This is a genomic window from Psychrobacter sp. UBA6291 (assembly GCF_002439405.1).
Lineage (GTDB): Bacteria > Pseudomonadota > Gammaproteobacteria > Pseudomonadales > Moraxellaceae > Psychrobacter > Psychrobacter faecalis.
The window spans coordinates 1-26,006 of the sequence record NZ_DJUD01000050.1; the positions used below are offsets into that span (position 1 = coordinate 1).

20 protein-coding genes, 1 tRNA gene and 2 pseudogenes are annotated in these 26,006 nt (G+C 41.1%); 8 read left to right on the top strand and 15 right to left on the bottom strand.

All coding sequences use genetic code 11. The features are described 5' to 3' along the window. Nucleotides 1-165 precede the first annotated feature (165 nt). A pseudogene (locus B3R91_RS08760) lies at nucleotides 166-1,065 on the top strand (YifB family Mg chelatase-like AAA ATPase); the annotation flags it as partial. Nucleotides 1,066-1,193: 128 nt separating this feature from the next. Next, entirely contained in the window at nucleotides 1,194-2,960 is a 1,767-nt protein-coding gene (locus B3R91_RS08765) for a hypothetical protein (protein WP_286797255.1), read from the top strand. A 193-nt stretch (nucleotides 2,961-3,153) separates the two neighbouring features. Here the strand turns inward: B3R91_RS08765 and B3R91_RS08770 are convergent, their stop codons facing one another. The 9 genes from B3R91_RS08770 to B3R91_RS08810 form a co-directional block, all read right to left on the bottom strand. After that, nucleotides 3,154-4,173, bottom strand: a complete 1,020-nt coding sequence (locus B3R91_RS08770; RefSeq protein ID WP_286797256.1) for an Eco57I restriction-modification methylase domain-containing protein — start codon at nucleotides 4,171-4,173, stop codon at nucleotides 3,154-3,156. After that, complete coding sequence (locus B3R91_RS08775; protein WP_286797257.1) at nucleotides 4,173-7,424, bottom strand: DEAD/DEAH box helicase family protein; 3,252 nt, start codon at nucleotides 7,422-7,424, stop codon at nucleotides 4,173-4,175. Before B3R91_RS08775 ends, B3R91_RS08770 begins: the two co-directional genes overlap by 1 nt. Before the next feature lie 2 nt (nucleotides 7,425-7,426). Next, entirely contained in the window at nucleotides 7,427-8,401 is a 975-nt protein-coding gene (locus tag B3R91_RS08780) for a restriction endonuclease (RefSeq protein WP_286797258.1), read from the bottom strand. A gap of 197 nt (nucleotides 8,402-8,598) precedes the next feature. Continuing rightward, on the bottom strand, nucleotides 8,599-9,507 hold the full coding sequence (locus B3R91_RS08785) for a hypothetical protein (RefSeq protein ID WP_286797259.1): 909 nt from the start codon (nucleotides 9,505-9,507) through the stop codon (nucleotides 8,599-8,601). A 77-nt stretch (nucleotides 9,508-9,584) separates the two neighbouring features. Then, nucleotides 9,585-10,001, bottom strand: a complete 417-nt coding sequence (locus tag B3R91_RS08790; protein WP_286797260.1) for a hypothetical protein — start codon at nucleotides 9,999-10,001, stop codon at nucleotides 9,585-9,587. Between the two features lie 2 nt (nucleotides 10,002-10,003). Continuing rightward, nucleotides 10,004-11,176, bottom strand: a complete 1,173-nt coding sequence (locus tag B3R91_RS08795; RefSeq protein WP_286797261.1) for a TniQ family protein — start codon at nucleotides 11,174-11,176, stop codon at nucleotides 10,004-10,006. Further along, complete coding sequence (locus B3R91_RS08800; protein ID WP_286797262.1) at nucleotides 11,140-12,033, bottom strand: TniB family NTP-binding protein; 894 nt, start codon at nucleotides 12,031-12,033, stop codon at nucleotides 11,140-11,142. Before B3R91_RS08800 ends, B3R91_RS08795 begins: the two co-directional genes overlap by 37 nt. Continuing rightward, entirely contained in the window at nucleotides 12,033-14,012 is a 1,980-nt protein-coding gene (locus tag B3R91_RS08805) for a Mu transposase C-terminal domain-containing protein (RefSeq protein WP_286797263.1), read from the bottom strand. Before B3R91_RS08805 ends, B3R91_RS08800 begins: the two co-directional genes overlap by 1 nt. Further along, the gene (locus B3R91_RS08810; protein WP_286797264.1) at nucleotides 14,005-14,658 is read right to left on the bottom strand and encodes a Tn7 transposase TnsA N-terminal domain-containing protein; all 654 of its coding nucleotides are present in this window, start codon (nucleotides 14,656-14,658) and stop codon (nucleotides 14,005-14,007) included. Before B3R91_RS08810 ends, B3R91_RS08805 begins: the two co-directional genes overlap by 8 nt. A gap of 130 nt (nucleotides 14,659-14,788) precedes the next feature. Between B3R91_RS08810 and B3R91_RS08815 the strand changes: the two are divergent. Beyond that, nucleotides 14,789-15,442 (top strand): annotated as a pseudogene (locus B3R91_RS08815) (ATP-binding protein); the annotation flags it as partial. An 8-nt stretch (nucleotides 15,443-15,450) separates the two neighbouring features. On the opposite strand, the gene ilvD reads toward B3R91_RS08815, so the two are convergent. Then, the gene (ilvD, locus tag B3R91_RS08820) at nucleotides 15,451-17,133 is read right to left on the bottom strand and encodes a dihydroxy-acid dehydratase (RefSeq protein ID WP_286797265.1); all 1,683 of its coding nucleotides are present in this window, start codon (nucleotides 17,131-17,133) and stop codon (nucleotides 15,451-15,453) included. A gap of 210 nt (nucleotides 17,134-17,343) precedes the next feature. Here ilvD and B3R91_RS08825 point away from each other — a divergent pair, with 210 nt between their 5' ends. Further along, nucleotides 17,344-18,435 (top strand): NnrS family protein, encoded by a 1,092-nt coding sequence (locus tag B3R91_RS08825; protein ID WP_286797290.1) that lies wholly within the window; start codon nucleotides 17,344-17,346, stop codon nucleotides 18,433-18,435. A 109-nt stretch (nucleotides 18,436-18,544) separates the two neighbouring features. Here the strand turns inward: B3R91_RS08825 and B3R91_RS08830 are convergent, their stop codons facing one another. From B3R91_RS08830 to B3R91_RS08845, 4 genes are all read right to left on the bottom strand, one after another. Beyond that, entirely contained in the window at nucleotides 18,545-19,264 is a 720-nt protein-coding gene (locus B3R91_RS08830) for a phosphoglycolate phosphatase (protein WP_286797292.1), read from the bottom strand. 92 nt (nucleotides 19,265-19,356) lie between these two features. After that, a complete protein-coding gene (locus tag B3R91_RS08835) occupies nucleotides 19,357-19,857 on the bottom strand; it encodes a DUF4385 domain-containing protein (protein WP_286797266.1) in 501 nt (166 codons plus the stop codon). A gap of 195 nt (nucleotides 19,858-20,052) precedes the next feature. Continuing rightward, nucleotides 20,053-20,128 (bottom strand) — tRNA-Phe (locus B3R91_RS08840). 122 nt (nucleotides 20,129-20,250) lie between these two features. After that, nucleotides 20,251-20,673, bottom strand: a complete 423-nt coding sequence (locus tag B3R91_RS08845; protein ID WP_144298073.1) for a hypothetical protein — start codon at nucleotides 20,671-20,673, stop codon at nucleotides 20,251-20,253. 360 nt (nucleotides 20,674-21,033) lie between these two features. Here B3R91_RS08845 and hisB point away from each other — a divergent pair, with 360 nt between their 5' ends. The 4 genes from hisB to B3R91_RS08865 all read left to right on the top strand — a co-directional run bounded on the left by hisB (nucleotide 21,034) and on the right by B3R91_RS08865 (nucleotide 24,069). Further along, nucleotides 21,034-21,681, top strand: a complete 648-nt coding sequence (gene hisB, locus B3R91_RS08850; RefSeq protein ID WP_068404355.1) for an imidazoleglycerol-phosphate dehydratase HisB — start codon at nucleotides 21,034-21,036, stop codon at nucleotides 21,679-21,681. Further along, nucleotides 21,682-22,326: an imidazole glycerol phosphate synthase subunit HisH gene (hisH, locus tag B3R91_RS08855; RefSeq protein WP_286797267.1), complete on the top strand. Its 645-nt coding sequence runs from the start codon at nucleotides 21,682-21,684 to the stop codon at nucleotides 22,324-22,326. 138 nt (nucleotides 22,327-22,464) lie between these two features. Next, nucleotides 22,465-22,857, top strand: a complete 393-nt coding sequence (locus tag B3R91_RS08860; RefSeq protein ID WP_286797268.1) for a hypothetical protein — start codon at nucleotides 22,465-22,467, stop codon at nucleotides 22,855-22,857. A 249-nt stretch (nucleotides 22,858-23,106) separates the two neighbouring features. Next, nucleotides 23,107-24,069, top strand: coding sequence for a DJ-1/PfpI family protein (locus B3R91_RS08865; protein WP_286797269.1), 963 nt, complete (start codon nucleotides 23,107-23,109; stop codon nucleotides 24,067-24,069). Nucleotides 24,070-24,159: 90 nt separating this feature from the next. On the opposite strand, the gene B3R91_RS08870 is transcribed toward B3R91_RS08865, so the two are convergent. Next, the gene (locus B3R91_RS08870) at nucleotides 24,160-25,491 is read right to left on the bottom strand and encodes a valine--pyruvate transaminase (protein ID WP_286797270.1); all 1,332 of its coding nucleotides are present in this window, start codon (nucleotides 25,489-25,491) and stop codon (nucleotides 24,160-24,162) included. Between the last annotated feature and the right edge of the window lie 515 nt (nucleotides 25,492-26,006).

The following is a 26,006-nucleotide window of genomic DNA, read 5'->3' on the forward strand; positions in this document are numbered from 1 at the left end:
GCTTATCCCGAACTGGGGTTAGATTTAGTCAAAAACTAGCTTTCTTTATTGAAAAATAGGCTAGAAATAATAAGGTTTAAACAGGTTGATAAAAATAGAACACGACATTTGCGCGCTGATTGATAATGCTCTATTATCGATAAATCTCTATAGTAGGAAACGCTGATGTCGTTCGCCCAAGTTTATACGCGTTCAGTCGTCGGACTGCACGCCCCGCAAGTCATTATTGAGGTGCATTTATCACAAGGCTTGCCAGCGCTAACCATTGTCGGCCTGCCTGCCGCTGCGGTACGTGAAAGTAAAGATAGGGTGCGCTCCGCCATCATTAATTCGGGGTTTCAGTTCCCCAATCGGCGTTTGACGATTAATCTAGCACCGGCAGACTTGCCAAAAGATGGTGCAAGATTGGATTTGCCAATTGCGATCGGGATTTTAGCTGCCAGTGGGCAGCTTGAGCCAGAAGCGCTATCAAGGTTTGAGTTTATCGGCGAGCTGGCGCTTAATGGTGAGCTTCGGCAGGTGAGCGGTAGTTTGGCAGTAGCACGAGCGATAAAAGCAGAAATGCTAGCAGCATGTAAAAATACTGAACAAGATTCGCCGCTACGTCAGTTAATCGTACCTTGTGACAATGGAGCAGAGGCAAGCCGCGTTGATGGGGTGACGATATTAGCTGCGCAAAACTTAAAAGCCGTTTGCAATCATTTGCAGTCGCTCGCAGATTCTAGCTTGATAGATGAGCGCTTAGAAGTTGTGCAAGCAACCGCCGTGCAGAGTAAAGTTGCTTACAAAGTAGATTTGGCAGATGTCAAAGGTCAGCATCATGCTAGGCGGGCGTTAGAGATTGCCGCCGCTGGTGGTCATTCGATACTGTTTACCGGACCGCCGGGTTCGGGCAAGACGTTGATGGCATCACGGCTACCAACTATCTTGCCAGACTTGAGTGATGAAGATGCATTAGAGGTTGCTAGCACCTATTCAGTGGCAGATAGCGACTATGATTATGGTACGCGGCCATTTCGCCAAGTCCATCACACCATATCTGCAGTGGCGTTGGTTGGTGGTGGTTGTCAATTTACCCAATTCATGTCACTTTTACCCAATAGATGTCATTTAATAAGCTGAGCTTGTTATCTGGTCATTCTATTTAAGGGTATTTAGTGGCATTTTTTGTTTGAAAAAAGGCATTTGATATTATGGCGTTTCCTCCTTTTATACACAACAAAATTGAACCTTATAAGGCTTCGGTAAATTTAACTAGGTATTTTGAGAAAAACGAGAGGTTAAGGGAGACTGATAGGTATGCTGTCGTTTGGTATTCTGAGATGTCTAGGAACTTTAAAGACAATTCACAATTACTCATAAAAGTTGTGTTTTTTAACATGGATGTTCCGAATGCTTATTTTCAGCCAGAATTAAATGTGCCTTTTAGCGCTATATCAAAAATGCCAATAGGTTCAATATGGAAAAACGGTGTCTGCAATTCAAAGTTTGCAATGGATGAGTTTGAGTTCACTTTAGGGGATGGTGCTGAGTATGATCGTAGCGAGGATGAAGCAGACGATTTAAACGAGCAAATTAGAAGCGTCTATCCTGCCTATAGAATAATGGAGAATAAGCATTCTATTATCAAAGTAAGCGATGTAGGTGAAAGCAACGATACCATACTCATTCATCCAGTATTATTCTTCATAGCTCATTTCGGCTACTCAATGGAAATTAAAAGGGTTCTTCTTACTCTTGATTGGGGTATGGAGAACAAAACACATTACGATCATGGCGATGATTTCATAAATAAATGCTTGTTGAACTATCGTAATAACGATCATCAGCACATAGATAATCTAGTATATCTACCCAAGAGATTCGTACTAAGAGATAGTGTGCTGCTACATTTTTTGAAAGTTAGTGATTATGCTAGAAATAACTTAAGAACTCTTAATAAATCTATTCGCACTCAGACTCGCAATAGCCCCTATAGAATTTACTTAGAAGTAAAACCTTGGCATGAGGACTATGTGCAAGTCTTATTTGAGGGTGCTCGGTTAGATGACGACACAATATTATGCACCCGTATTAAAGGTATATCGGAGCCTGACTTTATAGAAGGTGACGAAATTAATGTTGTCGCTAATCCTAGTTTTCAGAACCCAGTTGAGGGTGTAGAGAAAGAAAAAGACGGGTTCTTTCACCCTGTAAGAAAGAGAGAGAAAACAGAAGACATTGAGCTTAACCCTGATCATCCTGCTAATAATATTGAAACAGCAACAATTAGAGAGTCGTTAAAAATATTAGGACAAAAAATAGCTATAAAGGTTCATCAGCAAATAATGGAAGGAGCACAGGCTGGTAGCAAGCAAGCTCTTTACAGCTCTGAACCCTCTAGTTATGCAGCTGGTCATGTATCTAATAGTAGAGGCGATGTAGGTTATGCTGGCTTCTGTTTTGAAGATGTTGAGGCTGAAAATTCAAGAGATTCACGGCTTCAAAAACTATGGGAGCATGCTAAAGCCTTAAGTGGTTACCGACAAAATGAAAAAGCAGAATGGTTTACTTATAGGCTTGGATTTAACAGCTCTGATGACTTCAAGCTCATGTCACTCAGGTATATAAATAAGAGTTCAGCATCTTACCCCAAGGAGCTTATAGTCATTAGACTTGTTGTCGATGGTAAGCTGTATTATGTACTAGATAGTGATGAAAAAACTGGCACTGACACTGGAATGAGCGGAGTTGTTATTATTGTTGATGATGAAAAGAATTTCTTAGAAGCAGATAATAACGAAGGCTTACTTTCGATTATTATCTCTATAAGTAGCTTCCCATCAGGATCTTTATCTAAAGGATTTATAAGGGCATTCAATGGACGATTAGCCACGTTTATGCATAAAACTGCTGACAAAGATGACAACAACTGGATTTCAGTTGCAATAGATAAGATTAATAAGGCGATTTATAACTGACTTTACTATCAATAAAGGTAAAAATATACACATTACATTATCATGTGATGATACAAGCCCACAAAAACTCTTATGTATAGAGAGTAAAAAAATGTCACCACTAAACTAATTTAGATGATGACATTTTATGGTTTATGTTATCAGATAACTTAATGAACATATAACGGTAATTTTCTTGTATATCTAGTTGGATTTAATCCATCGTCTTAACCTTACTCTCGATAAAATCGATTTCAGATTGATCTAAACCGTATTTTGCATATAGCTGTTGGTCAATCTCACTTATGGATTTTGTCCAGTCAATATCAGATTCAGATGTAAAGTCCTGGAGAGGGACTTTGGACCAAACATCTTTAGTCTTATTGTGCTGAGTATTTTTTTTGATACCGAGCATTGTACGAGCCAATTTAGATTTTAGATATTTTAAAAGTGCATTTGCTTCAAACTCAGTTCGAAAATTACCTATTGAGATAAAAGTAGCTGTATGTCCAATAAGAGGCTGTCCAATGGTTGGTGACGAAAGAGTCTCACCGATGGCACCAGAGCCATTAGCCGCAGGAATAAAGACTTTATAACTATTTAAGTTTTCAGGCAATTGTAAATAGTCAGGGGAGATCCATTTGTAGATTCGATTATTATCTTGGCGACCATAGATTTGGATTTGATCATCGTTTTGTTTGTCATCCAGGAACACTTCTGGTGCTGCATCAAAAATCCTAGATGTTAACTGGTTACCTGAACCTTTACCAACTCTACTTGGAATTTCTGGATATTCTTCATAGGTTTTTGGTGAAAAAGTATAGCTTGTCACACCATACAGTATTTTGCCAATATTGTCAGAGCTTAGGCTCTCTACTTTTTTTAGAATAGTGTTTAACTCATCAAAAATAGTGAAGGTTTCTATAGCTCCGTAAGTCTTACTGGAGTCACGGTAAACAACTGCAACGCCACCTTTAATATCAGTATTCTGAAAGACTTCACTGGATTTTTGATTGAAATAAACAACCTTTAGGTGCTCATCATTCAACATCTTATTATTCCAATCGTTATTAGTTGCTCCTGCACCAAACAAGAAACGTGCTGGTGAAATCAAAATATATTTGTTTGCAATTTTTTCTGCTAATTCATAGAAGCATGGGTAAATTGGTAAATCTTTTCCGCCATCTCTATTCTCTTGGTACGGAGGATTTCCTACAGCAACGTCAAATTTCATTATTTACATCCTCCAAACAGTTCATTAAGCTTATCCAAAAAATCAGCCTCACCTTTAGCATAAGGGGTAGTGTCTAAGTAAACGATATGTGATTTATTGATCGTTTCAGCTCTTTCATCAAACCCAAAGATAAAATTATGGGCGATGTTATAAATTATCTCAGTTGGTGCAAAGCCATATACTTGATTTTCTAGGATATGCTTTAGCCTTTTATTAGGATCGGGTATTTCACCCTCTAACCCAAGATATAGTCGTTTTACAATCTCAGTAATATATAAGCCAGACTTCATATATAAATCAGCAAACGTCTTATCAGGATTGGTAAAAATACCTGGGTTTTCCTCCTCAAGCTTATCAACCATCATTTTTACTACCCATTTCGGCGTAAAGATCTGATTGGTTTGCTGCGGTGGAATGTAGTCAAAGATATCTTCTTCCTGACTTTCATCGAAGTAGTTTGCAAGCTCTTTACGCTTCTTAAGAAATTCGAAAACCGATTCGTTGAATACAGTTTCATCAAAGAAATCATGAGTATCACGCAGCATTCTAAATTGATCTAATGTAATGCCAGTTACTTCTTTGAAAACATTGTCGCTGATACGCTTATCGAAATTTTCAAGTAAGGTGTCAGTATCACCATACGCCATTAAAAATGAAGGTATTGTACGGGCGAATCCACGCAAACGGGCGCGAACATCATCCTCAACAACGTTTTTCTTTTTATCCTCGGCTTTTTGTAAAATAGCCTCATTAGACGCTTTTACTAGCTCTTGTGTCTTAGCTGCAATCTTAGCTTCTACTTCTTTTTGATAACTCTCTTGGATTTGTTTTTGCTTGATTTCATAGGCAGCTTTGGTTTTAGATATTTCGGCTTCATTGAGATGAGCTTGTGTCATCTCTTTCTTATACTCAACTTCTGCCTCTTTTTGTTTGATATCAGTCTGCCTTTGTGAGATTTCAACTTCACGAGCTACTGCTTTAGCAGCGTTTTTCACAATATTTTCAGCAAAACTTTGAGTGACATCGTAATCTTTGGCGGCCTTCTTAACTCCCTGTTCTACATTTTTTATAAAACTTTCTTCAATTGCCTTTGCATGTTTATCTTGGGATAGCTCACTAAAAGTTTCTACTGTTTTTTGGATATTGGCATACGTCTTTTCGCCAAATCGCGCTTCGGTTTCCGATATCACAATATCTTCATCGACTTGAGCCTCGCCTTTGTTGTCAACCTTAACATCTTGCGTATCAATAGGGGTTTGAGCTTTTTGCGGAACTGTTTTGCCAACCTCTACTGGATTAAGATTTTCGAGAATTTCTCGCACTTCTTGTGACGCAAAAATACCTGATACATTCTTAAACAGTAGGTTTGACATAAAGCCACGGCGTACTACCTCTTGAGCTTTAATAGCTTTTGGTATGGTCAACACTTGAGTAGCATCAAGCTCAACCATTTTACCATCGTTATCTTCTGCGATAACTGGGAAGAAGTTTAGAAGGTGCTTAATATTTTCTTTGCGATCATCGCCTGTACCGCCACCGTTTACCGTCCTTCGAGACAAATCATTAGCAAATTCTTCATAGATGATTAATGTACGTTCAGGAGCAAAATCAAACACATAGGCATTGTCTTTTTGGTATACCTGACCATCGACCTGATATTCCCAAGGATTTTGTGCTCGGAAGGCGGCTTGCATGTAAAGACTGGGTGATTTGACATTTGATAACATTAATACCGCTGTCCACTCAGGAACAGTGATACCAGTGGTTAGCTGACCCACAGATAACGTGATGGTCTTATCATGTGTTTTAACGGCCTCTTTTACTCGAACAAGTGAGTTATCATTATTGATCACATCGCTATCATGACTTTGACCATCACCTGCGGCAAGTATGATCTCGTAGCTCTTAAAGACAGGATGTTCTTTTAGCAGCTTTTGCAAGGCTTTGGCACTGGCAACACGGTTTAATAGCCAAAAGGTGTGTTTAAGCTCATCCTGCAATGCTTTGGTTGAGAACGGGTATTTCTCATTACGAGATAATGAATCTAACCATTTTTTTACATCTTCCTCGTGAACAAACCTACCATTGTCTTTTGTTTCAAAAAACTCATTAAGATCGAAAGCATAATCAATGCTTTCACCCTCTATTTTTGCTCCTTTATTTACCTCATCGGTAATAGCTTGACTCATTTGGTAAGAAAATAGATTTAAACGAGGCAGTTTTTCATAAGGATTGTGTTCATCTGGATTATCCCAATTGGCTTTAGCTTGCTGTTCGTCTGCATAACTCCAATTATAAATCTCATCTTCACTAAATGTGCCAGCGGCAACGGCCTTAAAAGGTGTGCCAGATAAATGTAGGGTGAAATCACGTTTAATATTTTCAAAGGCCAGATCAGTCTTAAGGGTATCTACTCCTTCATGGGCCTCATCAATGACTAACATATCCCATGTCATGTCCTTGACCCAGCTAAGCTTATCGTAGTTACCACCAAAACTAATCGCGCCCTTCAAGTCCTGTAGAGATATAAAGGCGATCATACTTTTTTTGCCCGTAGCTGTCTGCGATAAAAACTCCTCTCTTGTCATGACAGGACGTTCACTTAACGAGTCACTGGTAGAGACAAATGCAAAGTCAGTTTGCCACGCAATGAACTTCTCGAAATCATCAAACCAAGAGTTAGCAATACTTGGTCTGTTTGTCACAATAAGCACTTTGGTCGCATTGAGCTGACGAGCTAAGTCATAGGTCGTTAGCGTCTTCCCAAATCTTGGCTTAGCATTCCATAGAAACTCACCTTTGGGATAAGATTTTATATAATTCAGGGTTTGTGCCACAGCGGCAGCTTGTTCGTCTCTAAGTTGATACTGAGCCTTTTCTTTAGTTTGATCATAAGGGTTTTCTAAAAAGCTCTTATAGTCAGCATAAGATCTTTGTTTCAGGTTATGCTCATAGAAAAACCATTCAGATTTATCTAAACGATTTACCTTTTTATGTTTTACTAGATAATTATGAAAATTTTTATCGGTGAACCAATCGTCTGATTCAGGGAACTTAGCAGGTTCACACCATAGCTTTTCATAGTCAAGTCGAGCCGTGTAGGTTTGTTCTTTAATGCGCTCGTCAGCATTGTTTCGCTCTGTGTAACCTATTTTTACCCAGCCCTTCTTTGTCGGAACGCCTGGTAAGGTGTAAGCATAGATTTGCGGATAAATAGTTTTCGTGGTTTTTATTTTTGGTGAGTTGTTCATTATTACCTTAATCCTTTGTCAAAGAGTTCCATCTTATTTTTGTCCCAGTTCATTATTCTGACACGTTTGCCCGCTTTTCTAAGGCTTTCGTCACCAGAAACGTTGTCATCGAAAAGTTTCAACTGGTTTTTAACAGGTCTTTTTCGTATATCAGATAACGGAATGATATATTTTAAGCCATCCATCTGAAACAGATTATAGCTAATAATATTGGCTATAGTTGCAAAGTGCTCAGGCGTTGGTTTGTCTTGCCACTTAGCTACATGATAATCGTAGTAAGTATAGAGTAGGTTTTCTCGTGCTAATAGCAGTGAATCACCGTTCCATTCAAAACCATAACTGGCTTTATAGGCTTTCTCGACCAATTGTTGCCATTCAGATTTTTCATCCACCTCAGCATTAATACGAGATAATTTACGGTCAACAAAGCCTACACGCTCTGACAGGGGTACTATATCGCCTGTTTCCATATCATAACGTGTTGCCATATATGGTGCTTCACCACAGGTAATCTCTAGCCACTTGCGGTTTATATAGGTTTGCAGATCATCCTCACGATAGGCAGCATCAATCACATCATTTTGTTTTTTGACGATCCATGTAGGGGTAAATACCTCGGCCTTGGATTTGGTACGCTCTTTTTGCACATATTGGGATTTTAAGGCACGAGGTATGATGATATGCCCCATGTGACCTGTTATCAACTTAGGTTTGATTTGATGCGAGACCCCATAGTATCTACCATATTGTATATAATTCTCGTTTGCCCAGATGATATTCCTTGTCCTTTTTGATGTTGACGTAGTGCGATCAATCAACAATGTATCAAGTATGGCTGGCATCTGTTCACGAATATCATTTTCAGAGATGTCAGCAGAACTAAATTGTAATTTAGATTCTTTGTTTTGATACATATCTTTAGCTTTAGGACTGTAGAGGCTTTGACCAAAAAGACCAGCGCCTTCTAAATGTGTCATGTGTCTTCTATACTCATTGTTAATACTTAGATTCATAATGTTTTGCTAATCCGTTTCAATATACTACTTTTGGGTGCAAAGTATCTTAACCAGCTATGGTATTTTTATCGCTTCAATGCTGACAATCTTGTTTCAGCCCACAAAGATGTCGTTGTAGATCGCCAACATAAGGCTTCAAAAGGCTTCAATAGATCAGGCTAAACTTCATTTAATCCATCTAAACAGGGTATGACATATTCTTGCTTATTATATTTAACTATTGCTTTGTCTTGGTTTTGCTCGATATTTAGAGTTGCTAAAGTTTTCCTACTAATTTTAAGTTCATGAAAATACTCTAAGCTAATAATAACCCATCTTTCATAGTCTTTTCTTGTAGGATTACGGAGATGGTTGATAGCAATTAAGTCTCTCTCCAAGATTTTACGCCTATCCTTCCTAAGAATCTCTGGATCAGGTGGATTGCATTGAATATTAGTTCCGTACTTTCGATTAATATGAGATACAAAGCCAGTTATCGCACTTAGTTGTCCTTGTTTAAGCCTCAAATAGGCGTCTAGTTGCTCCTGTGAGGGCTTCTGATGTCTATTGATACTGAGTTCTACATAAATACCTATAGCGGGTTGTAAAGCCAATCTAATGGATTTTAGAGAGGTTTTTTTAAGAGCCAGTTTTTCGTTAAGAAATTCATAGTAGGTCTCTATGGACTCAGGCAAAACTTCAAGCTTATTGAGCAAATTTAAAATCCGCTCCTTCTCGGCTACCTCGTTTTTTATGTCTAAGTTAACGATTACTTGTTCTGTATCTATGAGCCATCTCAAAACGGTCAAATGATGACGTAAACCTTCTGGCTTGAACTCTTGAACAAGAGAGTTATAGCTCGGTATTTCATGCCATATTTCATCACAAGTTTTAAAGAAGGTAGTGAACTTTAAGTGCTCCATAGCAACTTTTTGGTTGCAAGTGCGGTCAATAAACCAGTTAATAAAATCTTTATAGGCTGCTTTTATTTTATCGGACTTAAATAAGTATAGATTTACCTCTACCTCGCGCTGTAATCTGCCACTCCAGTAACAGTCCCAACATCTCTGACCAAACCCTGCTGGCATTTGCCCACCACAGCAAGGGCAATCCACTTCACCAAATTCATGGCATTTTTCACATAACACCCCCGTGGGTGTCTCTATTACTTTTCTAAAGCGCCTACAGGCAGAACAGGTTGCTCTTGTTTCTCTCTGATAGCAGGATACGCAAATCTCATTGTCGTGAGGAAGTTCAGTATAGCGAGATACTCCTGCTTTATCCTCACCGCACTCTTGGCATGTTTTCTTTTTCTTAAAATAGCCTTGCCAACAAATTTGGCAGACTCGTCCATACTCTGTGTTAGCGCCATTGATAGATGCATCATTGCCACACCGTTTGCATGGCTGGTTTTTGATACATTCACGGCATATTGGATCATGTTCCTTCTTATGCAATCTGCTAAGTGTATTGCATCGACTGCAAGGTTGTTTGGTGAACCATGTCTTATAGCAGTTTGCACAGTAACCCTCACCCTTATATCGTCTTTTGATATTGACTGGATAATTACCGCACCAATCACACTTATTCTTTGTAGTTGAGTCGGTCTTGGTCATAAAGCTCTCTCATTTCAGTCTTTCTTTTGAGTCTTTCCCAGAGCTTCATCACTGACTCAGGCGCTCTTGGTGTGTTCAAGTTTTTATTGCTTTTACGTTCCTGAACTTTCGTAAAGGGAAGTTGCTCATAAATAGGTTTGAAAGCTTCTGGAATAAGCATTCCTTTACTCCAATTAAAGCTATTCTGTGTAACGTGCATCTCCTCACATCTCCTGATCCATGTACTGACATCAATGTCATTTAACCGAATAGCGAAACCTAGTAACTCAATACGCTCATCAATAGGAAGTTGATCTAATCTCAGTCCAGTCTTAGGTGGGGTTGTGGTGGCTGTATTGATACCAAAACTGTTTAATAACTTACCAAACATATAGTCAGGCTTGCTTATGGCGCGTCTCGCTATGTTGACGTAGAATGACATAAGCTCAAACCAATCTTGCATTGGAATTTTCTTTCCAAGTGCATAGCCAAACTCATCTACATATACCTGACTAGCCATTCTTTGAAATTTATAAGAGTAATCATCTAATAAGTAGGAAGATTGGTTGTCGGTGGCCTGGGCTAACTTGCTCTTACAACTATGACAGTGATTTATATACCTCATATTGGCTTCAAGTAATTGAGGTTGGTAAGGCTGCTCACATTGAGTACAAGTGCTTTGCAGCCTTATTTGATGTTGAACACAATATAAAGTCCATGTGAAGCGCCAAGATAATTTCAGCCTTGCTTCTTTATCTGAGTGCATGCAAAGAGGACAATACTGGTATCCCAATAACGCCCTACGGTTACGCTTAGTCAGCGGTTGAGTCCACGGTATGTTTATCTGTTTACTACTATCCGATAGCCCCATTCTTTCAGCAAAACTCATTAACGTCTTAGAGTTAAAAGCTCGGTAATGCATATCCGCTAAAATAGCCATATCTTTATGGACTTGCCCATCAATATGATTGAAACCCTTGTCCACATCATAAGTCCAAAGCCTGTAATCAGGCCAGTAAAACTGAGTGAAAGTTAAGATGTCACAGCCTTGGTTCAATGCTGCTCTAATTAGCCAAGAACTAATACTTTCATCGTAATACAAGGGTGTTTTGATGGTTAAGGGTTTTATCCTATTACTCTGTAAGCTTTCTTGTTTTTGCATATTCTTTTCTTCAATGCTTCTTCGGTAATTTCCTCGGCCCCTGTTTCTATAGCTTCTATGGCGCATTCGGAAACGAGTCTTCTTACATTGCCAATCTTCCCCTCACTGATACTATGTATGAGTCGGGTCTTATCGGGATGAAAAAGCTTGGATGGTTTTCTTAATGGCATAAGTAGCTCAAAGCTTCCTACAAGCCTTCTAAATTCCTCGTTATTGTTCCAGTTCTCTAGTTCGATGACATCAAAACGACTGATATGCTGTGGATCGGTATGAAGTATTCTTATCGCATCGTTTGTACCTGCTACGATAATAGGTAATTTAAGCTCATTGCAAAGATATTTAATGACATTCATTATCTGTCTTTGTTGCCTTGGGGTACCTGTTAATAAAGAATGAATTTCATCTATGATTAACACTTGTACGTTGCAGCATTTAAAAGCATGAACAACTTGATAGCGAAGCTTGGCTGTTGAATCAGTATGACGATAAGGTAATGCCAGCTTCTCAAGCAAACTAATATAAAGCTCCTTTTCACTCGGTACGGGCGGGGCCTGAATTAACACTATTGGAACGACAGATTCCTTAAAGTCATTAACTCCCTCCTCACCAAACTTTTCATAAAACCTGTTTATCAGCGTTGTTTTACCGTTATTGGAGTCTCCAATAATCATAAGATTAGGCATTCTGTGCTGCTTAGATTTTGACAGCAATTTCTGCATAATTTTGAGAGACTTATTCGCCTTTTCATAACCGATCCAACGAGGTTCATCAATGAAGCGGATTCTGTCTTCATTTGATAATGGCACTATATGTTGAAAGCTATCGAGGACGTGGACGTATGGCTTTTCACTACTCATTATTCTATATCCTCAAAAAAGTATATCCCGTAGTCGTCATCGGGAGTGATTGGAGGCTCTACGTCCTTATTCTCATTAGTTCTGGATGCCGCTACTACCGTAGATTCAACGTTATCTTGCTGAGTATCTATAGCCTCGTAATGTTTTTGAGATTTTTCATGACTTTTGCGCCTTTGATCCCTTCTACGCTGCGTTTTCGTTGTTGATTCAGCGTTTTCAGCCAGTGTTTGCATTTCATCCCATGCTTTATAAATCAGATGCTCATTGCTTGTACCGTTTTGTAGCTTGACCTGCCTTCTGACTTGTTGGTATTCCCACAAGCTCATTGGCGGCAATGTTTGATTGGCAAAGGGAACTACAAAATACTGTTTTAGTTCAGGATCGAAAAACCATATCTTACTGATGTCTCTAGGGTCGCGCCTGAATATAAACTTGTTTTTCACCTTATTGTCATCAGACGTATTTACATAGTTGTTTAAACAAGCATCGTAGTAATGCAAGCCATCAATACGAACGCCTGAGCTTTGTATGGTGCGCTCAAAACTCGGCATAAAATCAAGCTTAAGAGTGGTTTCATCTACAGGCAATGACGGTATGCCTATGCCATCACTAAATGAGTCGCCAAATATGCCAATTTCCCACTGCTTAGTGGGTGTTCGTTCTATGCCTGAATGAATGCTTAAATGGTAGACCTTAGTGATATAAGTTAGGAACCATTTTTCAAATTCATCAAGCGTGAGAGCTGCGTTTTTCTCTGCATCGTAATCATCTTTCTCTTTAATATTAGAAAAAGTCGTTCCAGGTAACTCATGAACCTTTTTCATCAAGTTGCCAATCATGCGTTCTACATGACCGCCATATTCAGGTCTGGCTAGAGGTCTGAACTCAATATTAATACCATGTAGCGCACAGGATTTTCTCAAATCATCTGAACGGAAATCCGACCCATTATCCACATGGATTTTTCGAGGATAGCCATATACCTTCCATTCAACGTCTGTAATACCGTTTTGAATGAGTAAGTCGTCTTTTGGTAAAATACTGCGTGAGAGGCACATGCCAACAGAGGTTACTGATGGTGCGTCTAAGGAAATATAGTAGCCCGTTATCATTCGGCTATAGACATCAATAGCGACAGTCACCCACGGTCTGCCAATAGGCTTTCTGTGCTTATCATCAACCAGAATAATATCAGCAGGGGTGTGGTCAATTTGAACAACATCTAAAGGGTTAAATACTTCGGGAAAGCGCCCCACTTTAGGCGTGAATTTGTTTTTTGCCCTTTCTCTTTGGCCGCGCCTTTTCATTACCATTGACTCAGGCAATTGATTGATACGATATCTGATAGCTTTACCGCTAGGTTTGGCACACCCTTTTTGATGACATAGCTTATGAACCCGTCTGACGGTTGCTTCTATAGTGGGGCGTTGTTGCGTTAAGAAGAAATCATTAATCACTTCTTTAATAAGCGTGTCCGTTGCATGATCTAATCTTATTTTATCTTTATGCCAGCCTCTCTTTTTTTCCAGTAAAGCAGCGATAGAACCAGTCGTTCTATAAGAGTTTATCCACCGTCTTAAGGTTCTACTTGAAATATTGCATTCCTCCGCTCTCGCTTCGAGAGCTTTAGAGTCAGAGCCTTCACTATCCGATGATAACAATGGCTTAATCGCAAGGTATTTACTTTGGGCTTTTTCCCAGTCAGCATCACTAATGTATTCGGCATCTACGTTGAGAAGTTCATTGTCATCCGCGCTTGTAGCATTCTCTAAGCCGTGGATACTTATCAATTCGTTCTTTAGAGTGGATAAATTCTTAAACAGCGCTTGATTCAAATCAAGGAGTTCAAGCATTTCATACTGAATGCCTGTCGTCTTATGATTGTATATCTTGCCAATACCAAGGTGTAAGGCACCTCTCTTTAGTTTAATGCCTGATATCTCTAAAGCCTCATCTGTATCAGTTATATCATTAGACATACCAAACCTCCGTTTTTTCATTCAACTCATCCCAAAGATGAAATCCTAGCCTCTTAGTTGCCATAAGATGATAGATAATACGTCTTCCTTGGGGGCGGTATATATCGCCCATAAAAAACATCTCAAGCAGATATTCAATGGTAGTTGTGCCCATCATTTCTACCTGTTCTAAAATGGTTCTAATGTCTTTGTTTGAGCAATTCAGTCTCTCATAACGCATTATGTGCTCTACATTAGCTAGACCTTGATGACGAATCCTTGATTCATCATATATTTTGAAGCGATAGTCGTGCTCTTTACAGTATTCCTTTGCAGCCTTCCATTTGTCAGACCAATCACGCCAATGCCTCGTCCATTCATCTCTAGGCTTTACTTCTACAATTAGAGATTTGGTATGGGGATTAAAACGATCTCCATCATTATCTAACTGAACGAAATAATCAGGCGTATAGTTATAAGTCCTTCCATTTTTCTTGAAAGGGATAGATATGGGCTGGGCCACTACATCTAGTACATTACTTCGAAAGGTTTGAAAGACGACAAAATCTCTTTCTAAGGAAGATTCGTAAGGTATTGAATTGCCTTCATGACAATAATACCCAGACATACTTCTTCGAGTAGGCTTAATAACTCTAACTTGTTGCATAATTTATGACACCTATTGGGTGTAGTTAAGATTATTTTGACACTTATTGGGTAAATATATGACATCTATTGGGTATAAACCTACTCTGTAGGTCATATTATGGCATAGTATTTTGACATTTATTAGGTAAATTGACAGTGGTTCTCGTCCCAAACCTGGCGAGATCACCCTTGCTAACAAGGGAATTTTATTTTTAGACGAGTTACCAGAGTTCGACCGTACGGTTTTAGAAGTATTGCGTCAGCCGTTAGAGGCCAAGCAAATCACCATTAGTCGTGCCAACTCGCAGCTTACTTTCCCCGCAAACTTTCAACTGGTAGCAGCGATGAATCCTTGCCCGTGCGGCTATGATGGTGATGGCTCAGGCCGATGTCGCTGTCGACCTGAGCAGATTAAGCGCTATCAAGATAAATTATCTGGGCCGTTACTTGATCGGATTGATTTGCATATTACCGTGCCAGCGCTACCGATCGCTGATTTACAAAATGCGCAGGCTGGCGAAACCTCTGAGCAAGTGCGAACGCGAGTCGCTGCCGCCCATCAGCAACAATTAGAACGGCAAAAAAAGGTTAATAATGAGCTGAGTCCCAGCGAGATTGATAAATATATTCATTTAGGCGCGGGCGAGCAGCAATTATTACAGCTTGCTCAGCAGCGTCTAAATCTATCTGCTCGCGGTTATCATCGGGTATTACGTGTCGCGCGCACCATTGCTGATTTGGCAGATAGCGAAGGCATCACCAGCGCCCATGTCTCTGAGGCGCTAAGTTACCGAAGTAAGTGATTTAGCAATTAAAATTTATCAGTAATGGCACCTTCTGAGGCACTGCCAACGGTTTTAGCGTATTTGGCCAGTACACCGCGCTTTATATTTGGCTCTGGGGCTTTCCATACACTTAAACGCTTTTGAATATCTGCTTCGCTGATGTTTAAATTGATTTCATTATTATCGGCATCAATGGTGATGGTGTCGCCGTTTTCAATAATAGCAATCGGACCGCCAACCATGGCTTCAGGGGTGATGTGCCCGACGACAAAGCCATGGCTACCGCCAGAGAAGCGGCCATCAGTAATCAGCGCCACATCATTGCCCAATCCGCGACCCATAATGGCAGAAGTCGGCGACAGCATTTCACGCATACCAGGGCCGCCTTTAGGACCTTCGTAACGAATAACAACCACGTCACCCGCCACCACAGTGCCATCTAAAATAGCGCTCATGGAATCTTCTTCGGAGTTAAACACCCGTGCTGTGCCGGTAAACTGCGTACCTTCTTGACCACTGATTTTTGCCACCGCACCGGTTGGTGCAATGTTGCCGCGTAATATGCGTAAGTGGCTGTCAGCTTTAATGGGATTGTCGAACGGACGGATAATATCTTGGTCCTCAGGGTAATCTTTTACGTTAGCTAAATTTTGAGCGATGGTATTACCATTAACGGTTAAGCAATCACCGTGCAGTAACCCTTTTTCCAGTAAACGCTTCATTAATGGGGCGATGCCACCAATCTCGATAAGCTCTGACATGAGGTAACGGCCTGACGGGCGTAAATCGGCCAACACAGGAACGCGCTTTCCTATTTCGGTAAAGTCATCAATATTTAGCTCTACACCGATGGCATCGGCCATAGCGAGCAGATGCAGAACCGCGTTGGTTGAGCCGCCTAATACAATCACCATAGTAATGGCGTTTTCAAAGGCTTTGCGCGTCATAATGTCGCTAGGCTTAATGTCATTATCAAGGAGCCACTGAATTGCTTCACCGGCTTTTCGGCAATCTTCTCGTTTTTCAGGAGAGACAGCTTCTTGAGCCGAGCTGCCCGGTAGGCTCATACCAAGCGCTTCAATGGCTGATGCCATGGTATTGGCAGTATACATGCCGCCGCAAGAACCAGGGCCAGGGATAGCCGTTCTTTCAACTTCTAAGACTTCCTCTTTGCTCATATCGCCGCGAGCATTGGCGCCAACCGCTTCAAATACCGAGACGATATCGGTGTGGTTTTTTCCTGGTCGAATGGTTCCGCCATAAATAAATAGCGAAGGACGGTTTAAGCGCGCCATGGCCATCAGACAACCCGGCATGTTTTTATCGCAGCCACCAATAGCGATGATCGCATCGTGACCTTGGCAGCCCGATACGGTTTCAATAGAGTCGGCAATCACTTCACGCGATACCAGTGAGTATTTCATACCTTGGTAACCATTCGCGATACCGTCAGAGATGGTGATGGTGTTGAAAATAATGGGTTTGCCATGGGCAAAATAAACGCCTTTGGCCACTTCATCAGCCAAGCCGTTAAGATGAATATTACAGGGCGTCACTTGGCTCCAAGTCGAGGCAATGCCCACTTGCGGTCGCTTAAAATCTTCATCGGTAAAACCGACAGCACGCAGCATAGAGCGTGCTGGGGCTTTTTGAATACCATCGACCAAAATAGAAGAGTGTTTTCTGTTGGTATTGTCTTTTTTAGTCATTCTTTGTCTCCAATAGCATACGGTTTATTGGCTTATTTAAGCCAAAGCGCTATTTAATCATACGCTAAACCGGTTATAAAAACCTAGTACTCCAAGACTTACACTGGATTATTCACCCATAACTCTCGACACTTTATTATACTTAACCCCAAACATACCTTTAATGCTCGTTTAGACAAATTGACGTTTTATAAAAGGATTCTTTTGTTAATGAAAGCCAAACCCCCTTTTGCTCATACTTATTGGTTTCCGCTTGCCACGTTGTATTCCGCTTTAACGCTACCTTTATCAGTGGGTGGTCAGCTCGGCTGGTTTACGGTCCCTGTAGGCTTGCAGTACGCTTGGGGTCACGGTCATGAAATGATTTTTGGATTTGCTTTGATTGTCATTGCAGGTTATCTGGCTGGCCCGCAACCAAAATCCTATATCTTTACTGTGATGGGGTTATGGCTAGTGGCCAGGTTGAGTTTTTGGTTTGCGCCTATTTTTCTGCGAACAGCTAAGAAATGGCGAAACAAATCGGCGGGCTTTGTGCTGGTAGGCTTAGGTATTGCAGCGCTTGGTTTTCACTTGGCTATGCAAAGCAATCAACCCGATGATTGGCGTCTGAGGTTCTTATTAGAAGCGGTGTTGTTGTTAAGCGTGTTGACGTTTTATATGGGCGGGCGAATAATAGCGCCAGCGTTGGCAGGGCATTTTCAGAGTCAAAACCGCTTCTTAAAAGATCGTGTGCAGCCCAGGTTTGAAGGCAGTATTTTAATTCTGCTGTTTTCAGTATTGGTATTAAATCTACTGACCTTTACTTGGATTAAGCCCGTGATGGCAGCTCTTTTACTGTTCGGTGCGCTGCTCTGTATGATTCGAGTACTGCGCTGGCGACCATGGTGGAGCTATGGGTGTGCCGATTTATTGGCCATGCTTTTGGGATATAGTTGGATTATCGTGGGCTGGTTAGGTATCGCTTTGAGCTTAATAACAGCCAATTTTCCGATTACCAAAGCGTTGCACGCCAGTACTATAGGGGCACTGGGAACGCTCACCTTCACAGTGATGTCGCGAACTCGATCACACCGAGTATTGCGTGACACGAACGCCAAGCCTTTTGTCTTTATCTTAGTGTTATTGATAACCGCTGCGGCATTATTGAGGCTTAATCCCACTTGGTTAGGATATTCTCAAAGTATTTTTTTAGCGTCCTGCTGTTGGAGCTTTGCTTTTATAGGATTGTTTGTCTGGTTAATGTGGCTCAACAAAATAGAGAAAAAAGTTAAACGGCAACGACAGTTAATGCAGGATAAGTAGGCGCTTAGATAAAGCGTTAATTATCATATTAGTCTGTTTATTAATGCCGATGGTGCGGGTTAGGTTATAGCGTCACTTTTAGAACGATATTGAATCCCTATCAAAAACTTTATAGGCCCAATAGTTTTAATAATTCAGCAAAATTATCAAACGCAAAGTTTGGCTTACTATCACGAATATCGACACCATAATTATAACCATATGAGAGCCCAATGGTATCCACGCCCGCATTTTTCCCCGCTAAAATATCATTGATCGAATCACCAATCATAAAAGCGTCAATAGGCGCAAACCCCAGCGCCTCACAAACGTGTAATAACGGCGCGGGATCAGGTTTTTTAGTCGGTAAGCTATCGCCGCCAATCACTTCGCTAAATAGCGGCGTCCAGCCCATATGATCTAGTATTTTAGGAACAAAGCGAATTGGCTTATTGGTCACCAGTGCCAAGGTATAGCCCGCGTTTTTAAGCTGATGCAAGCCGTCGCTCACATCAGGATAAGCCGTGGTTTTTTGACAATCAAGGGCGCCATAAGCGGCAAAAAAGATACGAAGCGCTTCCTCTACCGCATCGTTGTCTAAGCTGTCATCAACAATCACCTGACCTAATAGCGCTCGCTCAACCAATACACGCGCGCCATTACCAATCCAACCTTTAATGGTATCAAGAGCGAAAGGAGATCGACCTAGTTGCTCAAGCATTAGATTGGTGGCATCCGCCAAATCAGGAACGCTATCGATCAGCGTACCATCAAAATCAAAGATGAGAAGCGGTTTTTGTTGTGAAGTAAGTTGCGGTGTAATGGGCGCTGGGGCAAGGTTATTGGACATCATAAAAGCTCTTATTATTAATTTAGGATAAAGCGTAGCACAATCAAGCGCCTGAGGTCATTGTGATTCATGGTTATCATTTTTATAACCGATTATTTAACGTCTTTATAGCGTGCGCGATGTTCGGATTTCATTCTAAGATAGTCTGCGTTTTCGCGGCATTTATCCCAAGTTTGCTTAAAAATACGCGCTGACTCTGCTTTGATAGGGTCTTCAACCTGCCGTGGTAGCTCTTCACGGCCATGGGCGCCGCTTTGACCCTTTTTATCGTCAGGGACGGGTCCTTTGTATTTCTTGCCACCTTTGTGGTTGGCGTAGCGGCGGGCGCGGGTATAGCCCATTTGAATAAATTTACGTGCCATATCGGCACCGACGAAGTCATCGGCAGCGAGATAATCTAAGAACATTTGATAAATGGTTTCGCTGCTTTCCTTTGCCATATCAGGGGTTGCAAAGCGCCAATGCGGCAATATTTCCGACTTATAAGGTTCGACCAATAGCACGCCTTGCTCACCGCGACCGACGCGATATAGCTCAGGGTGCGCGCGCAAGTCTAGGTTTTTATAATCCAAATCATAATCAAACTCTCTCATAGTTTTACCCTTTTACTTTGCATTAATCGTTTTAGTATAGAGAGAGTTTATCCTTTAAAAACAGCCTAAAAGTGTTATGAATTAGTGCGACTATCAGTTGTAGTAGATAGCTATCCTTATAATTTTTATTAAATTTTAACCATAAAAAAAGCCCCAAACAGTAATGTTTGGGGCTTTTTGGAATGCTTAAACGAATGGTGGCTCGAGGCAGGTTCGAACTGCCGACACACGGATTTTCAATCCGTTGCTCTACCGACTGAGCTATCGAGCCGTCTTCGTTGAGGCGCTATTAAACTAAATATAGGCGTTACTGTCAAGTGATTTTTGCATAATAAGTGAGAAAAGCCTATAAATAATCGAATATCAGCCAAAACTAAGCTTTTAACCTCGTATTTAGTCCTTAACGCGCAGGAGCTCATACTCGCTCATAATACGGTGAATGTCAGCGTCAACAGGGACAAACTCGCGCACGCCTTTTTTCACTTCAGCATCATAAACCAGTTTGATAAATTTCGCATCGATAGCGCGCCCACGATTTTGGCTATGAACAGTAAGATATTGCAAGCGCTTGGCATCGGTTTGCCCGTCATCAAAGCAAGCAACCGCGGCGATAGGCTTATCATTAAACATGCCGACATACAAAGTCTGACCACGCTTAAAACCTTGCTCAACGAGGTTTAATACCTCTGCGCCACTTGGCTGATTGTCATCGCTGTCATATAAGGCATGCAGACGCTCTGATAACTCGTTCTCGCGGGCAGGGTTTTTAATTAGGGGCGCATCTAAGCTATTGATGGCGATCGCTTCTAAAGGCATAATCGGTTCCTATAAGTGTTTACCGCGTCGTAACATCGAATGTAGCGTTGAGGGATCAGCGCGGGTGATGATTGATAATACTGAACGCACTATTTTAGCAGAATAGGGCGATTTTGTGCGTGGATTACTGCTTGGTCGTGGCAGTAAATGCTAGGGTTTGCTATGATGAAGATAGACAAGGGTTTATACGCCAAAAACCTAATATTTATACCTTTTTAAATAATTTATTTAAGCAAATATTGAACCTATTTTTAGCTTAATCTTCTATATTTTTATTCATTGTTTTAAACGCTAGTAAGAATGCTTTGGGCGCTTTTTCGCCCTATTTTATTGACCGCTTTTCATTTATAGAGAGTAGCCATGACAGCCAATTCTACCGAACAAAATCAAAATTCTGCTCAAAATCTTTTCGGTCATGCCGCACGTACGGCGACCGTTACGCGTAATACTGCTGAAACGCAAGTCACTTGTACGGTAAACCTTGATGGTACCGGTCAAGGCACTGTCGATACTGGCGTACCATTTCTAGACCATATGATTGACCAAATCAAGCGTCATGGTCTGTTTGACTTAGATATCAAATGTACTGGCGATACCTTTATCGATGATCACCACAGTGTTGAAGATACGGGTATCACGCTTGGACAAGCGTTCAATAAAGCATTGGGCGATAAAAAAGGCATCCGTCGTTACGGGCATTTTTATGCGCCACTCGATGAGTCACTGACGCGCGCGGTGGTTGATTTGTCTGGTCGTCCAGGACTTCATATGGACATTCCGTTTACCCGCTCGCATGTTGGTAACTTCGATGTCGATTTGTTTAGCGAATTTTTCTACGGCTTCGTCAATCATTCATGGATGACGGTGCATTTAGATAACCTCAAAGGTAAAAACAGCCATCACCAAATTGAATCTACCTTTAAGGCGTTTGCTCGTGCGCTACGTATGGCTTGCGAATATGATGAGCGTGCGCTGAATACCTTGCCATCGACCAAAGAGGCTTTTTAGATGAGTCGAACCACAAAGATTGCATTATTAGATTATGGCATGGGTAATTTGCACTCGGCCAGCAAGGCGTTAGCAGCGGTCGGGGCAGAGGTTTCTATTACCAATGACCCAAAAGTGGTCGCGGCGGCTGATAAAATTTTCTTCCCAGGTGTCGGTGCGATGCGTGATTGTATTGCTGGCATGCATGAGGCAGGGATTGATGAGGTCATACGTCAGGCGATATTTAATAAGCCTGTTATGGCCATCTGTGTGGGCATGCAAGCGTTGTTTGAACAGTCCGCTGAGAATGGTGGTACAACATGCTTGGGCATCCTAGATGGCAGCGTAGAAGCGTTTGACCCTACTTGGAAAGATGAGCAAGGGGCAACCATTAAGGTGCCGCACATGGGCTGGAATACCATCAGCGGCATGGATTTTGCTCATCCGCTGTGGAATGGCATCGAAGACAATGCGCATTTTTACTTTGTACATAGCTATTACTGCGCGCCTAGCGACGATGCACAAGTGGCGGCCGTTTGTGATTACGGTCAGCCGTTTTGTGCCAGTATTTTGCAAGATAATTTATTTGCGACCCAGTTCCATCCAGAAAAAAGCCACACCGCGGGTCTGCAGCTATTAAAAAATTTTGTCGATTGGGATATTTAACAACTATACTTTAAATATTTCTTCAATAAGAAGGTAGATTAGCAAATGCTTAATCTACCTTTTTTATTCTCAATGTATAATTGGCTGTTTTTCATTTATACTCAGTTACTTTTTACCTCTTTTACGCGGAATAAAATCGTGGATTTTTATCTCTTTAAAAACGGTGTCGTCGATGCTACTGGCTTAGACAAAGACGCCTTACATATCTATGTGGGCATTGGCGTCTACCTATTAAGTTTACTTTTGCTGCGTCCAATTTTTAAAAAATACAGCGTTAGAGCCTTTGTCGCTTTGATTTTGGTGACCGCCATCGCTCTATTGGGTGAATATTTGGACAATCGCCAGACGATTACCGAATTGGGTGTGGTAGGGTTAAAAGCGGTAGAAATAAAAGCCAGTATCCATGATATCGTGAATACCTGTCTGCTTTCTTACATAATCTACGGCCTGACCGTATGGACAAAGACATTTCAGTCAATCAATACCGTCAAACCTATGATTAAACAGCAGAAAAAAACGGACTATCGCTAAGTCCGTTTTTTATTGTTTATAATCTCATTGTTTTGCGCTTTTTACTTTAAGAGTTTTTACTCTGATGCTTTTTTAAAACGCCAAAGCTGAGCAACTCACCATTTACAAAGCTTACGAAAGTCAAAAAACTCTGGTCTATTTAATGTGTTATGAGTTTGCTACCTTACAATCAGAAAGGTAGCGACAGGCAATTATTCTATCTTTCCTAATTATCAATCTAATATAAGCAATAATAAAATAGGAAAAGTTATGAATATCTCAGACCTTAATATCAGTGACATAGTAGACAAAGCCAAAGACACCTTAGGTTTAGAGCCGCAAGAAGCCGAAGATGGCGCTTATACCCCTTCTAAAGCTTCGCTTAAATTGGCAGCGCCTAACAAAACCAACTACGATCATAGCGAGTACGAAGCGCCATATCGGGGCAACAAAAAAATCCTGATGGTCTGCACCGAGCGGCAGTACATGACCATGGCAAATGATAAGAAGTTTAAGACTGGCAATCATCCGGTTGAGATGATGGTGCCGTTGCTGCATTTTAAAAAAGCAGGGTTTACGGTAGATGTTTTTACCCCAACCGGGGAGGCTGTAAAAGTCGAGCAGTGGGCAATGCCAGAGGACGATGACGACGTCAAAAAAATCTACGCTGAATATGAATCTAAGCTTAACAGTCCAAAAAGTATCGCCGATTTTGTCAAAAATGATATGGAAAATAGCGAGGATTACGCAGCAATCTTTATCCCCGGTGGGCATGGGGCAATGCTGGGCTTGCCTGAAGATTATAACCTTGGCGAGTTGCTACGTTGGGGTTATGACAAGGATTTATTTACCTTAGCGATTTGTCATGGACCAGCGGCTTTATTGGCAGCCAATTTAGCAAGTCCTGATCGCTCTGATAAGCCTGATAGCGCTGACAATACTAATAGCGCCGATAAAGACAATAATGCCAATCATGACTTTATTTTTAAAGGTTATAAAATGGTAGCGTTCCCGACAGCTATGGACAAGCAAATGCCAAAAATTGGTTATTTGCCCGGTACGATGCCTTGGTATTTTGGCGAAAAGCTTAAGGTGTTGGGCGTTACCATTGATAATAAATTGGCGACGGGGCAGACACATCAAGATAGAAAGCTAATCTCAGGCGATGGACCCTTGGCGGCCAATGACTTTGGTAAGATGAGTGCTGAAGCTTTATTAAAGGAGCTTAGCTAAACCGTTTGGATTCAGTCATAGCACAAAAAAACGGACTATTAATCAGTCCGTTTTTTGTTTTTATGGTTCAATATTTTTATAATAAAAGATTTAGTCGTTCTGACTGTTAGCCTTATCATAAAGCTCACGCACCACTTCACCAATCACTCGAATACCATCAATCAGCGTTTGCTCATCGGCTGCGATACTCATACGAATACATTCATGGGCATGCTGATAATCGCTCACATCGACACTCGGGAAGAAATACTCACTTGGTACGATAATCGTGCCTTTGTCTTTGAGAATCTCATACAGCTCAGTGGTGCTAATCGGCAAGTCTTTAAACCATAACCATAAAAATATCGCGCCCTCCGGCTTATGAATCATCAATGGATAATCACCCAACGCTTCTTTTAACAGCTTGACCGCTAATGTCGCTTGCTTCTGATAAAAGGGTTTAATCTCATTATCCGCTAACTGCTTGATACGGTCATCGTTCACCAATGGCGTCGCAATCGCTGCCCCAAAACGTGTCGGAGCCAAATTGACCACCGCATTCATCGCGCTGACCGCTTCGATGACTTTCGCATCGGCAACGATAATACCCGTACGCATACCGGGCAAGCCAATTTTAGACAGGCTAAAGCACAAAATCGTATTATTATCCCAGTTCAAATGTGCGTCAGAGTAGATGATATTCGGGAAGGGCATACCGTAGGCGTTATCGATGATTAGCGGTATATCATAACGTTTGGCAAGCTCGGATAAATGCGCCATTTCCTCATCGGTCAACACATTGCCCGTTGGATTGGTCGGACGCGAACAGCAAATCGTACCGATACGTCCTTCTTTTAACGCTGGCAAGTTTTCTAACGCGTCAAAATCGACGCGATATTTAAAAAACCCTGCTTCGCCATCATGAGTGACTTCATCGATATGCGGTAATACGGCGGCAAAATGCTGACCTTCGACATGCACATCGCTATAGCCAATATACTCAGGGGTTAATGGTAGCAAAATAGATTTATCTACCAATTTGCTCTGTTCGTCAACGAACGCACCACCAAATAAATTAAACAAATAGAAAAAAGCATTCTGTGAGCCATTGGTCAAAGCGATATTTTCTGCGCTCAAATTCCAATCATAATGACGATTAAAGAAGCCAACCAACGCATCGATAAAGGCAGCGTCACCTTGCGGATTAGAGTAATTTGCCATACTAATAATCGCGCTACTATTGGCCTCATCAGTATCGTTATCATTACCAAGGGCCTTATAAGTCTCTAAAAACAGCTCATTAACCGCATTAATCTTGGCAGGATTACCACCACCCAGCATATTGATCGGCTGATCGCTTTTTAGCGCATCACCCAAATCATCCATCAATTGTGAGATGCCAGTTGGCTGGGTAAATTTTTGACCGAACTTTGAGAATTTCATAAGGCTACCGTACTGTTTTAGAGGATGTTGTAAGAAGGAATTTAATCGATAAAGTTGGGTTAGTATAGCAAATGAAAAGTATAAAATAAGTAATCTGCGCGGCTGATATTGGTTTATATAATTGTGCGGTAAGTAAAAAACGCCCACTATATCCATAGTGTGCGTTTTGGTTTGCGGTTTTAGAAATTGGGGTTTTGGAGCTAATCCTGCTTTACGCTTGTAGTTGGCAGTCTGCGGCGCACAGCACCTAGGCACAGTAGCGTTCCAACGTCCGAGCGACCACTCCTGTGTAAGGTGCTGTAAGCGCCACAGCCCAAAAAGCTACCGCTGCAATCAGGGCTAAACCGCGTCTTAAGGCGACTATTTCTAAATCAGCATAGTTTATATCTAAAGTCCACTACTAAATATCAAACAAATAAAAAAGATACAATTTATTTTGCTAAAATACAGTTCAAACGATTACAATGAATGTATACATTCATTGTAATCGTTTGAACTGTATTTCTTTCTTCTGT

Excerpts from the sequence above, each read along its gene's own strand:
- B3R91_RS08765 (WP_286797255.1), top strand. The coding sequence starts at position 1,194 with ATGGCGTTTCCTCCTTTTATACACAACAAAATTGAACCTTATAAGGCT.
- B3R91_RS08770 (WP_286797256.1), bottom strand. The coding sequence starts at position 4,173 with ATGAAATTTGACGTTGCTGTAGGAAATCCTCCGTACCAAGAGAATAGA.
- B3R91_RS08775 (WP_286797257.1), bottom strand. The coding sequence starts at position 7,424 with ATGAACAACTCACCAAAAATAAAAACCACGAAAACTATTTATCCGCAA.
- B3R91_RS08780 (WP_286797258.1), bottom strand. The coding sequence starts at position 8,401 with ATGACACATTTAGAAGGCGCTGGTCTTTTTGGTCAAAGCCTCTACAGT.
- B3R91_RS08785 (WP_286797259.1), bottom strand. The coding sequence starts at position 9,507 with ATGCCAGCAGGGTTTGGTCAGAGATGTTGGGACTGTTACTGGAGTGGC.
- B3R91_RS08795 (WP_286797261.1), bottom strand. The coding sequence starts at position 11,176 with ATGCAAAAACAAGAAAGCTTACAGAGTAATAGGATAAAACCCTTAACC.
- B3R91_RS08800 (WP_286797262.1), bottom strand. The coding sequence starts at position 12,033 with ATGAGTAGTGAAAAGCCATACGTCCACGTCCTCGATAGCTTTCAACAT.
- B3R91_RS08805 (WP_286797263.1), bottom strand. The coding sequence starts at position 14,012 with ATGTCTAATGATATAACTGATACAGATGAGGCTTTAGAGATATCAGGC.
- B3R91_RS08810 (WP_286797264.1), bottom strand. The coding sequence starts at position 14,658 with ATGCAACAAGTTAGAGTTATTAAGCCTACTCGAAGAAGTATGTCTGGG.
- ilvD (WP_286797265.1), bottom strand. The coding sequence starts at position 17,133 with ATGACTAAAAAAGACAATACCAACAGAAAACACTCTTCTATTTTGGTC.
- B3R91_RS08825 (WP_286797290.1), top strand. The coding sequence starts at position 17,344 with ATGAAAGCCAAACCCCCTTTTGCTCATACTTATTGGTTTCCGCTTGCC.
- B3R91_RS08830 (WP_286797292.1), bottom strand. The coding sequence starts at position 19,264 with ATGTCCAATAACCTTGCCCCAGCGCCCATTACACCGCAACTTACTTCA.
- B3R91_RS08835 (WP_286797266.1), bottom strand. The coding sequence starts at position 19,857 with ATGAGAGAGTTTGATTATGATTTGGATTATAAAAACCTAGACTTGCGC.
- B3R91_RS08845 (WP_144298073.1), bottom strand. The coding sequence starts at position 20,673 with ATGCCTTTAGAAGCGATCGCCATCAATAGCTTAGATGCGCCCCTAATT.
- hisB (WP_068404355.1), top strand. The coding sequence starts at position 21,034 with ATGACAGCCAATTCTACCGAACAAAATCAAAATTCTGCTCAAAATCTT.
- hisH (WP_286797267.1), top strand. The coding sequence starts at position 21,682 with ATGAGTCGAACCACAAAGATTGCATTATTAGATTATGGCATGGGTAAT.
- B3R91_RS08865 (WP_286797269.1), top strand. The coding sequence starts at position 23,107 with ATGAATATCTCAGACCTTAATATCAGTGACATAGTAGACAAAGCCAAA.
- B3R91_RS08870 (WP_286797270.1), bottom strand. The coding sequence starts at position 25,491 with ATGAAATTCTCAAAGTTCGGTCAAAAATTTACCCAGCCAACTGGCATC.